Here is a 12335-nt window from a genome sequence, read left to right as displayed (position 1 = left end):
AAAGACACCAGGTGAGTTTTGGCTCGGGAAACCGGCAGGCATGGGGCCTGCTTGACCGGAATGCGCCCGTTTCAAACGGCTGTCCCCGCGGGGACAAGGGGCCAAAAGGCGCGTCCTAGCTTCCTACGCCAGTGTCAACTGGGTCAGGTTCAAAGGGTCGCGCCGCCGGTCCGGGCTGCCCCGCACCATGACGCCTCTCAGTCCCTTGGGCGGGACTCCCCTGCGTGCCTATAGGGCTAGGGGAGGGGCGGGGTTCGCGTCAACTGCTATTTTCATAGATTATTTTTTGGCATTATTATCAGCGTGATACTGGCATTAAGGGCGCATCTGCGAGGCAAATCGCTGCAGCGCAGCTTTGGTGCTTGATCGGCGGCCTCAAAATTATCTATAAAAACCGGAAACGCCATCCGCGCATGGCCAACAGGTATAGAGAACAGGAGACAGCATGCTGGACGCTGCACCCATCCGCACCGACTGGACCCGCGAGGAAGCGGAAGCGATTTACAACAAGCCTTTCATGGACTTGCTGTTTCAGGCGCACACCGTGCACCGGCAGTATTTCGACCCCAACCAGGTGCAGAAATCCAAGCTTCTCAGCATCAAGACCGGCGGCTGCGCCGAGGATTGCGCCTATTGCTCCCAGTCGGCGCGCAACGGCGCGCAGCTGTCGGCGTCCAAGCTGATCGAGGTGCAGCGGGTGATCGCCGAGGCCAAGAAAGCCAAGGAAGGCGGCGCGACGCGCTATTGCATGGGGGCCGCCTGGCGCTCGCCCAAGGACCGCGACATGGCGGCGCTGGAAGCGATGGTGCAGGGCGTGAAGGACCTGGGCATGGAAACCTGCATGACGCTGGGCATGCTGGACGAGGAACAGGTGTTCCGCCTGCGCGATGCTGGTCTGGACTACTACAACCACAACATCGATACCTCCGAGCGCTACTACTCCGAGATCATCACCACCCGCACCTTCGCCGACCGGATCGACACCCTGAACCGGGTGCGCGAGGCGGGCATCAAGGTCTGCTCCGGCGGCATCGTTGGCATGGGCGAGCAGCAGCTGGACCGCATCGACATGATGCTGGCACTGGCAACGCTGGAGGTGCACCCGGATTCGGTGCCTGTGAACATGCTGATCCCGATCGCTGACACGCCGCTCGCCAATGTCGAGAAGCTGGACCCGATCGAATTTGTCCGCTCCGTGGCGCTGGCCCGCATCCTGATGCCGAAATCCCACGTGCGCCTGTCCGCAGGCCGCACCGATATGTCGGACGAGATGCAGGCGATGTGCTTCTTTGCCGGTGCCAACTCGATCTTTGTGGGCGACACGCTGCTGACCGCGGACAACCCCGAAGAGGACAAGGACCAGCAGCTGTTTGACCGTCTGGGCATCACCGCCATGGCCGCGGGCTGCGACGGCAGCCGCTGATGGCGGGCGCCTTCCCGAGGCATGAGAAATCGCTGGAAGCGCTGCGCACGCGCGGGCGCTACCGGCAGCTGATGCCGCGGGACGGGCACGACTTTGCCTCCAACGACTACCTTGGGCTGGCGGGCAGTGACGTGCTGCGCGCCGCTGCCGCAGATGCGCTGGCGCGCGGGGTGCCGGTGGGGGCAGGCGGCTCGCGCCTGCTGCGCGGCAATGATGCGGAACATCAGCTGCTGGAGGCGGAGGCTGCGGAGTTTTTCGGCACCGAGGCTGCGCTGTTCATGGGCGGCGGCTTCAATGCCAATCAGGCGATTTTCTCAACCCTGCCGCAGCAGGGCGATCTGGTGCTGTATGACGCGCTGATCCATGCCAGCACCCATGACGGCATGCGGCTGGGCCGGGCCGAGACGCGCAGCTTTGCCCACAGCGACGCGGAGGACGCCGCGCGGGCGCTGAAAGCCTGGCGCGCGGAAGGCGGCGACGGCCAGGTCTGGATCGCGGTTGAGGCGGTATATTCCATGGACGGCGACCTCGCGCCGCTGGATGCACTGATGGCGCTGGCCGATGCCGAGGGCGCCGTGCTGGTGGTGGATGAAGCGCATTCGACGGGCGTGTTCGGCGATCTGGGCCGCGGGCTGGCGCATGAGATCGCGCACCGCCCGAATGTCCTGAGTCTGCACACCTGCGGCAAGGCTTTGGGTGCCTCCGGCGCTTTGATCTGCGGTCAGCGTGTGCTGATCGATACTCTGATCAACAAGGCGCGCGGCTTCATCTTTGCCACAGCACCGTCGCCGCTGAACGCGGCACTGGTGCGGGCTGCCTTGCAGGAGCTGCAACAGAACCCAGGCCGCCGGGAACAGGCGTGGCAGGGGATCACCCATGCGCAAGGCGAAGCCAAGCGCCTGTGCGGGCTGGACGGGTTCCAGAGCCAGATCCTGCCGGTGGTGATTGGCGATGACAAGCGCACCATGTCGCTGGCTTCCGCCATGCAAACCCGCGGCTATGACATCCGCGGCATCCGCCCGCCGACGGTGCCGCGCGGCACCTCGCGGCTGCGGCTGTCGATCACGCTGAATACAGGGGCAGGGGTTATTACCCGGATGTTCGAAGACCTCGCCCGGGAAATGGAGAGTGCAGCATGAGTGCGCTGATCGTGGCCGGAACCGATACCGGCATCGGCAAGACCGTCTTCTCGGCCGGCCTTGTGCAGGCGCTGGGCGCCACCTACTGGAAGCCGGTGCAATCCGGGCTGGAGGAGGAGACCGACAGCCAGATCGTCTCCCGCCTGTCGGGCCGCCCGGCGCTGCCGGAGGGCTACCTGCTGCAACTGCCCGCCTCGCCGCATCTGTCGGCGGAGGCCGAGGGTGTGGAGATCGACCCGGACGCGTTGCCCTTGCCAGAGACCGACGGCGTGCTGGTCGCCGAAGGCGCGGGCGGGCTGATGGTGCCGCTGAACCGGGAGGTCCTGTATCTTGACCTCTTCGCGCGCTGGCGAGCGCCGGTGATCCTGTGTGCGCGGACGCAGCTTGGCACGATCAACCATACGCTCTTGTCTCTGAAAGCCTTGCGAGATGCGGGCTGCCCGGTTGTGGGCGTGGCCTTCATAGGCGACGCGGAGCCGGCGGTGGAGGAAACCATCTGCCAGTTCGGCCAGGTGGCTCACCTGGGCCGTCTGCCGGTGCTGGGCGAGCTGACTTCTGACGCGCTGGCCGTGGCCTTTCAGGCCAGCATCCGCATGGACCTGATCAAGGAGGCCCTGGCATGAGCGCCGCTGAGCTCAGCCAGCTGGAATTTGACCAGCGGCACCTCTGGCATCCTTACACCAATGTCGCCAAACCCGGCCCGACCTTCGTGGTGAAGGAAAGCGAGGGCGTGCATATCACGCTGGATGACGGCACCCGGCTGATCGACGCCATGTCGTCCTGGTGGTGCATGATGCACGGCCATAAGAACCCGGCGATCACCAAGGCGATTCACGACCAGCTCGACACCCTGCCGCATGTGATGTTCGGCGGGCTGACCCATGACCCGGCCATCGACCTGGGCCGCAAGCTGCTGGAGATCACGCCCGAAAGCCTCACCCGTATCTTCTACTGCGACTCGGGCTCGGTCTCGGTCGAAGTGGCGATGAAGATGGCGGTGCAGTACCAACACGCCATCGGCCAGCCGGAGCGCAAGGAGTTTGCCACCATCCGCTCCGGCTATCACGGCGACACCTGGAAGGCGATGAGCGTCTGCGACCCGGATACCGGTATGCACCACCTGTTCCAGGGCGCGCTGAGCGTGCAGCATTTCGTCTCCCGCCCGCCGGTCCGCATCCATGAGGAGTGGGTGGACGACCCGGCCCGGAACGGTCTGGGGGAACTGCGCGCCGTGCTGGAGGCCAATGCCGGAAAGATCGCCGCCTTCATCCTGGAGCCCGTCGTGCAGGGCACAGGCGGCATGTATTTCTATCATCCGGAATACCTGAACCAGGCGCGTGCCTTGTGTGATGAACTGGGCATCCTCCTGATCTTTGACGAGATCGCCACCGGCTTTGGCCGCACGGGCGAGCTGTTTGCCACCAATTTCTGCACCGTCGAGCCGGATATCATCTGCCTCGGAAAGGGGCTGACGGGCGGGCATATCTCTTTCGCCTGCACCATGACCAATGACCGCGTGGCGGAGGGTATCGGCGGCGGCAATCCCGGCCTGTTCATGCATGGCCCCACCTACATGGGCAACCCGCTGGCCTGTGCTGCGGCCAAGGCGTCGCTTGACCTGCTCACGGGCCAGGACTGGCGCGGCACCGTGGCCGCCATCGGCGAGCAGATGGAGGCCGAACTGGCCCCGGCGCGCGATCTTCCCGACGTGGCGGACGTGCGGGTGCTGGGGGCCATTGGCGTGATCGAGATGAAGCACCGCGTCTCGGCGGATGAGGCCCACGCCCGCGCGCATGAGATGGGTGTGTTCCTGCGGCCCTTCGGCTGCAACATCTACACCATGCCGCCCTTCATCACCTCGCCGGATCAGCTGAGCCAGATCACCGCCGGCATGCTTCGGCTGGCGCGGGAGCTGTAACCATGGAATTCCGCTGGATCAAACAGAACCAGGCAGCCGAGGCCATCGTGGTCTTTGGCGGCTGGGCTGTCGGGCCGGAGGTGTTCTGGCACCTCGACGGCCCGCAGGATATTCTGTTTGCCAGCGGCTACAGCGATCTGAACGCGGAGCTGCCGGATCTGTCTATCTATGACCATGTAAGCCTGCTGGCCTGGTCCTTTGGGGTCGCGGCCTATGGCCATTGGCAGCAGGGGCGGTCCGATCCGTTCCACCGCAAGGTGGCGGTGAACGGCAGCCTGAAACCGGTGAACCGCAGTGCGGGTATTCCGCCCGCGGTCTTCCGCAAGACAGCCGAGACGCTGAGCCTGGAAAGCTTTCAGGGCTTTCTGACCCGCGTTTTCGGGCAGCCGCAGCCGCCCGAGCCGGTGGATGTGGACGCGCTCCGGGCGGAGCTGCTGGCAGTGGAGCGCCGCGGCGATGCACCGCAAACGCGGTTTGACTGGATCTGGATCAGCTCTGGTGACAAGATTTTTCCGCCCGCCAATCTGGCGCGGGCCTGGGCGGGGCAGGCGGTCAGCCAGATCGACGCGCCACACGCGCCTTTTAGCCAGTTCGAGACCTGGGAGGCGCTTTTGCAATGAAAGACATGATGCCTCCTCAGGTTGACCGGTCGCGGGTGCGGCAAAGCTTCCGCCGCGGGCTGGAGAGCTATCACCGCAACGCCTCGGTGCAGGCGGATATCGCTGCTCAGCTGGCACAGATGCTGCAGGCTGAGGGTGCGCCAGGGCAATTCGGGGCGGCGCTGGAATTCGGCTGCGGCACCGGTCATCTGACCCGGCAGCTGGTGCAGCGTTTCGAAATCGGCAGCCTGTTGCTGAACGACTTGGTGCCGGAGGCGGCTTCTGTATTGCAGGAACTGGGTGACGCTGCGCCTGCGCAAACCCGGTTCGAGGCCGGGCCGGTGGAAAGCCTGCCGCTGCCGCAGGAGCTGGATCTGATCGCCTCGGCCTCCACCGTGCAGTGGATCCCGGACCTGCCTGCGCTGACAGCGCGGCTGGCAGCGCGTCTGAAACCCGGAGGCTGGCTGGCGCTGTCGGGCTTTGGCCGCGGCCAGTTCCGCGAGCTGGCGGCTCTGGGTTCAGCCGCCGCCGCGCCCAGCTACCTGGATGCCGGGGAGTGGCGGGGGGTGCTGCCCGGCAACCTGGACCTCGTGGCGATTGCCCAAGCACCGGTGGTGCCGGAATTCGACAGCGCGCTGGCACTGCTGAGGCATCTGCGCCAGACCGGCGTCAACGGTCACGCCCAGCAAAGCTGGAGCCGCCGGCGTCTGCGGGATTTCGAGGACGCCTACCGGGCGCAGTTCGGCCAGGGCGGCAAGCTTCCTCTGACCTATGATCCGGTGCTGCTGGTGGCCCGGCGCACGGCCTGATCCGGTTGGGTTGTTCCGGCGGTGCAACGCGCGCTTGAAGCAAGTTTTAGGCTTTTTTCTATTCTTAGGCAGCGCCGTTTCCGCGTGGCGTTAATCTTTGTCAATGTCCCGCTGCTATGCCGGTTCCGGAGCTGCGCCTGAGAGCGCGGCACGTGGGTAGACCGGCAGTACGGGAGTGATGCCAATGAAAGTCAAAGCGTTTGCGGCAGCGCTGGCGGCGCTGGCGGTTTCGGGGGCCGTCGAAGCAGCCGATATGGGGGATGCGGAGACGCCGATCCGCCTGTCGCTGAACAACTGGACCGGCCAGCGCCTGTCGACCTATATCGCGGGCGGCATGCTGCAAGAGGCGGGTTATACCGTCGAGTATGTCGAGGCGGATCAGAGCGCCTTGTACGAGCAGATTGCCACTGGCGAACTTCATGCCATGGTGGAGATCTGGACCAGCAGCGACCCTGACGAATACACCGCCGCGCGGGACGCGGGCCGGTTGGAAGAATTGGGCGATCTGGGGCTGGACGCGCGCAACGGCGTGGTCTTCCCGCCCTATGTGACGCAGATGTGCCCGGGCCTGCCCAACTGGGAGGCACTGCGCGACTGTGCGGGGATTTTCTCCAAGGACGGCAAGGGCAACCGCGGTATCTATCTGGCCTATCCGGAATCCTGGGGCTCCCCCGGGGCGGACCGGGTCCGGGCGCTGGACCTGCCGTTTGATGTGGTCGCAGCCGAGTCTGAGGCCGCGATGATCGAGGAATTCCAGCAGGCCTACAAAGAGAAGCGCCCGGTGATCGCCACCTTCTGGGCGCCGCATTGGGCGATGTCTTCTTACGCGCTGCAATTCGTGCGCCTGCCCAAGCCTGAACCGGCCTGCTACACTGATCCGTCCTGGGGGCCGAACCCCAAGGCCACCGGCGATTGCGATTTCTACCGCGGCGGCGTGGTCAAGGCGAGCTGGTCCGGCTTCAAGGAACGCTGGCCCGCAGCCCATGAGATCCTCAAGAACTATGAGCTGAGCATCTGGGACCAGCAGCCGCTGATCGGGCTGGTGGACGTGCGCGGTGAAACCGTGGCGGGGGCCGCCCGGGGCTGGCTGGCGGTGAACCGCGCCAAGTGGATGCCGGTTGTTGAGGAGGCCACCGGCAAGGGCCGCTCCTGAGCTATGCGCTCTTAGGATCGTTTTCAGCGCTCCCGCCGGTGCGGGGGCGCTTTTTGCTGCCTGCAGACGGCTTGATGGCGGAGCCGGGCCTGCGGTAATCAGCTTTGGCACAGCGGAGGCGGCGGCCCGGAGTGATTCCGGATCTTGTCCGTTTGCACAAAAACTTGAACCGTCAATCAGAATTTTTTACGTTTTGCGCCGCATTTGCTCGACAAAGTGCCGCAATATGTTCCAATACTTGCATTATCCCCGGCCACACTTGGGTCATGGGCACACGCTGACAGCAACAAGACCGGCCGTAAGGCCAGGCAGGTGCCGCGAACCGCCGGGTTCCAAAAGATGCGCCACAGCCGGAAAACGGCGGCGCAAAAGGATAATGACAGGGAGTATTGAGATGAATTTCAAAGGATATGCGCTGGCACTGGGCGCAGCCTCGATGACCGTGGCTGCCGGTATCGCCTCGGCGGCGGAGCTGGGCGACACCAGCAAGCCGATCAAGCTGGCGGTGAACGAATGGACCGGCCAGCATGTGACCACCCATATCGCCGGTGAGATGCTCAAGGCGGCGGGCTATGATGTGGAGTATGTGTCTGCCGGCATGATGAACCAGTTCCAGGCGATTGCCGACGGCGACATCCACGCGACACTGGAAATCTGGTCCTCCAACGTTTCCGACGAATACGCCAAGAAGATCGAAGAGGGCACCGTCGTTGAACTGGGCGACCTGGAGCTGAACGCCCGCGAAGGCATCGCCTACCCGGCGCATGTGGCAGAGATCTGCCCCGGTCTGCCCGCATGGGAAGCGCTGAAGGACTGCGCAATGCAGTTTGCCACCGCCGAAACCCTGCCCGAAGGCCGCCTGGTGGATTACCCCGCCGACTGGGGCACGCCGGGTGCGGACCGGATGACCGGTCTGGGGCTGCCGTTCAAGGCGGTGCCCGCAGGCTCCGAGGCCGCACTGATCGTCGAGCTGCGCGCCGCGACCGAGCGCAAGACGCCGCTGCTGATCACCTTCTGGCAGCCGCATTGGGCGATGTCGGCCTATGACGTGAAATTCGTCGACCTGCCGCCGGGTGAGGACGCCTGCTTCAGCGATCCGGCCTGGGGTCCGAACCCGGATGCGGTGAACGACTGCGACTTCTCGCCCTCGCGGATCTTCAAGGCCGCCTGGTCCGGAACCGAAGAAACCTGGCCCGCGGCCTTTGAAATCCTGTCGAACTACACCCTGGCCGTGGAAGACCAGCAGCCGATGATGGGCGCGGTCGATGTGGACGGCGGCAAGGTCGAAGAGGTGGTTGCCGAATGGATGGCCGCCAATGAGGACAAGTGGCGCCCGGTTGTCGACGCCGCCATCAAGTGAGCCAACCCCAGTGAGCGGCTCTGAAACGCCCGCCATCACCTGCCGGAATGTCTGGCAGGTGTTTGGCAACAACGCAGACAGCGCCTTGAAGGAGGCGCTGTCGCGGCACGAAACACCCGAAGCGGCGGCGCAGGAACTGCGCGGCAGGGGACTGATCCCGGCGGTGCAGGACGCCTCCTTTGACGTGAAGGAGGGGGAGCTGTTCGTGATCATGGGGCTGTCGGGGTCCGGCAAGTCCACCCTGATCCGCTGCATCTCGCACCTTTTGCACGCCACCGGCGGCGAGATCCGCATCGACGGCGAGAACATCGTCGAAGCCAGCCCCAAGCGGCTGATCGAGCTGCGGCGCAAGAAGCTGGGCATGGTGTTCCAGCACTTCGGCCTGTTCCCGCATATGACCGTGGCGGAGAACGTCGCCTACCCGCTGCGGGTGCAGGGGGTGAAGAAGAAACAGCGGCTGGCCAAGGCGCAGGAGGTGATCGAGCTCGTCGGCCTCGGCGGGCGGGAAAAGAACTATCCGCGCGAGTTGTCCGGCGGCCAGCGCCAGCGCGTCGGCATTGCCCGCTCGCTGGTGGCGGATTGCTCGGTCTGGTTCCTGGATGAGCCGTTCTCGGCGCTGGATCCGCTGATCCGGCGGCAGTTGCAGGATGAGTTCCTGGAGATCCAGGCCAAGCTCAAGACCACCATCGTTTTCATCACCCATGACATCAACGAGGCGCTCAAGCTTGCCGACCGCATCGCCATCATGCGCGACGGCAAGGTTGTGCAGATCGGCACGCCTGCCGATATCGTGCTGCGCCCGGCCGATGATTACGTGCGCGAGTTTTCCAAGGACGTCGCCAAGGGCCGCCATGCCCGCGTTGCTTCGGTCATGCAGCCGGGTGAGCACCATGTCTATGGTGCCGACGATCCCGGCCTGCGCCAGGACATGACGCTGGACGCGGCGCTGGCGCGCTGCATGGAGCTGTACGAGCCCGTGCCGGTGCGCACGCCCGAGGGCAAGCTGGTCGGCGTGGTGAACCCGGCGGATCTGGCCGCAGCGCTGCAGGTGGAGCAGGGGTGATGGCAGGTCTTTTGAAAGGCTCTATTGCGGCGCTGATTGCGGCGGCGGTCGGCGCGCTGTGCCTGCTGCTGGAAAGCAGCCTGCCGTGGCTAGTGAAATTCCCCGCCGGCTGGGTGCTGCCCGCAACCGACTGGGTGGGGGCCGCCATGGAGTGGTTCCTGGCGCTGATCAAACCCGCGGCCCGCAGCTTCTCGGCGCTGATGTTCTATCCGATGGAAGCTGCAAACTATGTGCTGAGCCACACGCCCTGGCCGCTGGTCATCTGTGCCACCACGGCGCTGGCCTGGATGCTGGGCGGGGTGCGGATGGCGCTGATGGCGGTGGTGGGCCTCGGCTTTGTGCTGGCATCGGGCTATTGGCCCGAAAGCATGAACACGCTGGCGCTGGTCGCCGTCTCGGTGCCTTTGGCGCTGATCATCGGCGGCGGCATCGGTATCCTTGCCAATGAATACCCCAAGATCCGCCAGCCGGTGCAGGCGGTGCTGGATATCATGCAGACGGTGCCGACCTTTGCCTACCTAACGCCGTTGCTGGTGCTGTTCGGCTTTGGCCCCGTGGTGGGCCTCATCGCCTCTGCCATCTACGCGGCGCCGCCGATGGCGCGCAATGTGCTGCTGGGGCTGGAGCGGGTGGAGCCGGAGATCAAGGAAGCCGCCATCATGTCCGGCGGCACCCGCCTGCAGCAGCTGTTCCAGTGCGAGATCCCCTCAGCCGGGCAGCAGATCATGGTGGGTGTCAACCAATGCCTGATGGCGGCGCTGTCGATGGTGATCATCGCCGCCGTGATCGGCGGCTTTGACGACATCGGCTGGGAGGTGCTGCTGACCATGCGCAAGGCGCAGTTCGGCCAGAGCCTGCTGGCCGGCCTGGTGATCGTGATCTTTGCGATCCTGATCGACCGGATGAGCGGCACCCTGACCCAGGACCGGCGTGCGCAACACGATCCGCGCGTCGCCTGGGGCATCCTGGCCCTCGGCGCAGTGGTGAGCGTGGTGTTTTGGGGCAACATCCAGCAGCCCGGCACCTATGCCCTGTTCAACCCGGTGGCGGACAGCGTCGACCGTGGGCTGTCGGCCTTCACCAGTGCCAATGCCGAGTTCCTGACGGCACTCAAGAATAATGTGCTGTTCTATGTGCTGCTGCCGCTGCGGATCGGGCTGGACCAGGCGGTGCTGCCCTTCACCTGGGGCTTTGCCTGGACCCCGGCGATGAGCCTGGGGCTGTTCGCAGCAGGTGCCGCCGCTGCCGTCGCCTTTGCCCTGCGGGGGCAGCTGGCGCTGGGTGTGATGCTGCTGATTGCCGCCGGAATGCTGGAGACCGGCATTTCTCAGCTGCCCTGGCCGTTTGTTCTGGCGGGGGCAGGCGCGCTGGCATGGGTTGCCGGCGGGCGCGGGCTGGCAATCCTGACGGTGGTGCTGCTGTGTACTATCCTGGTCTCCGGACTGTGGGAGCGCGCGCTGCTATCGCTCTACCTGTCGGGCGCGGCGGTCTTTGCCTGCGCAGTGGTGGGCGGCGCGATCGGCCTGGCGTCGGCGGTGTCGCCCGGTGTCTGGCGGGTGGTGCGACCGGTCTGCGACATGCTGCAGACGATCCCTCTGTTCGTGTTCCTGATCCCGGTGCTGATGGTATTCCAGATCGGCGAGTTCTCCGCTTTCCTGGCGATCATCGCCTATGCCATCGTGCCGATGATCCGTTACACAAGGCATGGGCTGGTCTCCACACCTGACGAGATGATCGAAGCGGCCACAGCGTCCGGTGCCACAAAATGGCAGATGCTCAAGGACATCCGCGCGCCCTATGCGGCACCGTCGATCCTCTTGGGCCTCAACCAGACCATCCTCTATGCCTTTGCGATGCTGGTCATTGCGGCGCTGATCGGCACCACCGGCCTCGGCCAGTCGATCTACCTGGCGCTGGGGCAGGCGGATGTGGGGCTGGGCATTTCCGCCGGTGCGGCGATGGCGATCCTCGCCCTGATCGCCGACCGCATGGTGCAGGGCTTTGCCGAGGAGCGGCGCAAAGCCTTGGGATTGTAAACATCCCGAATAACCACGAAAGGGCGCCCCAGCGGCGCCCTTTTTTGATCTGGGGCAACGTTATAGACTGCCAGCCCGCCTATAGCTGCACACAAGACTGATCTATATCCGGAGAGACACCGATGGGCTGGCTTGAATTCACCGCCGCGCTGCTCTTGTTTCTGGCCAGCCACGCGATCCCCGTGCGCCCGCCGGTGCGGCCCTGGCTGGTGAACCGGCTGGGGCTGCGCGGTTATATCGTCGCCTACAGTGTGCTGTCGCTGATGATCCTGGCGTGGCTCGTGGTGGCTGCCGCCCGCGCGCCCTACGTGGGCGTGCTGCCCTATTGGGAGGGTTTCCGCTGGGTGCCGCTTCTGGTGATGCCGCTGGCCTGCCTGCTGGCGGTTGCGGGGATGATGCGGCAGAATCCGTTCAGCTTTGGCGGGCTTGGCATCAAGCCCTTTGACCCGGCAGACCCCGGCATTCTGGCCGTCAGCCGCCACCCGCTGCTGGCGGCGATGGCGCTCTGGGCCGGGGCGCATCTGCTGGCCAATGGCGACCTGGCGCATGTGATCCTGTTCGGCCTGTTCGCAGGCTTCGCCTGGATGGGCATGGCGCTGATCGACAAGCGTAAGCAGCGCCAGATGGGGCAGGGCGAATGGCGCCGCCTCAGCCGCAATACCGCGCGGCTGAACCTTGGCCGCCTGCGGCCCGCGGCCCGTGAGGCCGGGCTGGCGGCGGCGGTGTTCCTGGCGCTCTTGATCCTGCACGCGCCGGTCATCGGCTACAGCCCGCTGCCCTGGTAGGGGTTGACCCCGGACGCCTCATGACCACCTATGAAATCAGACGACACTGG

At 65.2% G+C, this 12335-nt stretch carries 11 protein-coding genes and 1 riboswitch; all 11 genes read left to right on the top strand.

From position 1 onward, the window contains the following. Positions 1–103 precede the first annotated feature (103 nt). A riboswitch (TPP riboswitch) is annotated at positions 104–232 on the bottom strand. Positions 233–445: 213 nt separating this feature from the next. The 11 genes from bioB (at position 446) to AC5STI_RS07920 (ending at position 12285) form a co-directional block, all read left to right on the top strand. After that, positions 446–1423, top strand: a complete 978-nt coding sequence (gene bioB / locus AC5STI_RS07970; protein ID WP_008556688.1) for a biotin synthase BioB — start codon at positions 446–448, stop codon at positions 1421–1423. Then, positions 1423–2562 carry an 8-amino-7-oxononanoate synthase gene (locus AC5STI_RS07965; RefSeq protein ID WP_495446285.1) on the top strand — a complete coding sequence of 380 codons (1140 nt, stop codon included), beginning with the start codon at positions 1423–1425 and terminating at the stop codon, positions 2560–2562. Before bioB ends, AC5STI_RS07965 begins: the two co-directional genes overlap by 1 nt. Continuing rightward, the gene (gene bioD, locus AC5STI_RS07960; protein WP_495446284.1) at positions 2559–3185 is read left to right on the top strand and encodes a dethiobiotin synthase; all 627 of its coding nucleotides are present in this window, start codon (positions 2559–2561) and stop codon (positions 3183–3185) included. The genes AC5STI_RS07965 and bioD overlap by 4 nt, the downstream gene beginning before the upstream one ends. Beyond that, complete coding sequence (gene bioA / locus AC5STI_RS07955) at positions 3182–4480, top strand: adenosylmethionine--8-amino-7-oxononanoate transaminase (protein WP_495446283.1); 1299 nt, start codon at positions 3182–3184, stop codon at positions 4478–4480. The genes bioD and bioA overlap by 4 nt, the downstream gene beginning before the upstream one ends. 2 nt (positions 4481–4482) lie before the next feature. After that, the gene (locus tag AC5STI_RS07950) at positions 4483–5100 is read left to right on the top strand and encodes a pimeloyl-ACP methyl esterase BioG family protein (protein WP_495446282.1); all 618 of its coding nucleotides are present in this window, start codon (positions 4483–4485) and stop codon (positions 5098–5100) included. After that, positions 5097–5888: a methyltransferase domain-containing protein gene (locus AC5STI_RS07945; protein WP_495446281.1), complete on the top strand. Its 792-nt coding sequence runs from the start codon at positions 5097–5099 to the stop codon at positions 5886–5888. Before AC5STI_RS07950 ends, AC5STI_RS07945 begins: the two co-directional genes overlap by 4 nt. A gap of 184 nt (positions 5889–6072) precedes the next feature. Then, entirely contained in the window at positions 6073–7041 is a 969-nt protein-coding gene (locus AC5STI_RS07940) for an ABC transporter substrate-binding protein (RefSeq protein WP_495446280.1), read from the top strand. Between the two features lie 394 nt (positions 7042–7435). Further along, positions 7436–8401, top strand: a complete 966-nt coding sequence (locus AC5STI_RS07935) for an ABC transporter substrate-binding protein (protein WP_495446279.1) — start codon at positions 7436–7438, stop codon at positions 8399–8401. Between the two features lie 10 nt (positions 8402–8411). After that, positions 8412–9464, top strand: a complete 1053-nt coding sequence (locus AC5STI_RS07930) for a quaternary amine ABC transporter ATP-binding protein (protein ID WP_495446278.1) — start codon at positions 8412–8414, stop codon at positions 9462–9464. Continuing rightward, positions 9464–11500 (top strand): ABC transporter permease, encoded by a 2037-nt coding sequence (locus AC5STI_RS07925; RefSeq protein ID WP_495446277.1) that lies wholly within the window; start codon positions 9464–9466, stop codon positions 11498–11500. The genes AC5STI_RS07930 and AC5STI_RS07925 overlap by 1 nt, the downstream gene beginning before the upstream one ends. A gap of 122 nt (positions 11501–11622) precedes the next feature. Then, entirely contained in the window at positions 11623–12285 is a 663-nt protein-coding gene (locus tag AC5STI_RS07920; RefSeq protein ID WP_495446276.1) for an NnrU family protein, read from the top strand. Positions 12286–12335 lie beyond the last annotated feature (50 nt).

The sequence above is a fragment of the Leisingera sp. CC-HEC096 genome (genome assembly GCF_059429235.1).
The sequence above is the reverse complement of the archived record's forward strand: the minus strand, read 5'-3'. Positions and strand labels throughout refer to the sequence as shown.

Coding starts and splice junctions, on each gene's coding strand:
- bioB (WP_008556688.1), top strand. CDS start 446: ATGCTGGACGCTGCACCCATCCGCACCGACTGGACCCGCGAGGAAGCG.
- AC5STI_RS07965 (WP_495446285.1), top strand. CDS start 1,423: ATGGCGGGCGCCTTCCCGAGGCATGAGAAATCGCTGGAAGCGCTGCGC.
- bioD (WP_495446284.1), top strand. CDS start 2,559: ATGAGTGCGCTGATCGTGGCCGGAACCGATACCGGCATCGGCAAGACC.
- bioA (WP_495446283.1), top strand. CDS start 3,182: ATGAGCGCCGCTGAGCTCAGCCAGCTGGAATTTGACCAGCGGCACCTC.
- AC5STI_RS07950 (WP_495446282.1), top strand. CDS start 4,483: ATGGAATTCCGCTGGATCAAACAGAACCAGGCAGCCGAGGCCATCGTG.
- AC5STI_RS07945 (WP_495446281.1), top strand. CDS start 5,097: ATGAAAGACATGATGCCTCCTCAGGTTGACCGGTCGCGGGTGCGGCAA.
- AC5STI_RS07940 (WP_495446280.1), top strand. CDS start 6,073: ATGAAAGTCAAAGCGTTTGCGGCAGCGCTGGCGGCGCTGGCGGTTTCG.
- AC5STI_RS07935 (WP_495446279.1), top strand. CDS start 7,436: ATGAATTTCAAAGGATATGCGCTGGCACTGGGCGCAGCCTCGATGACC.
- AC5STI_RS07925 (WP_495446277.1), top strand. CDS start 9,464: ATGGCAGGTCTTTTGAAAGGCTCTATTGCGGCGCTGATTGCGGCGGCG.
- AC5STI_RS07920 (WP_495446276.1), top strand. CDS start 11,623: ATGGGCTGGCTTGAATTCACCGCCGCGCTGCTCTTGTTTCTGGCCAGC.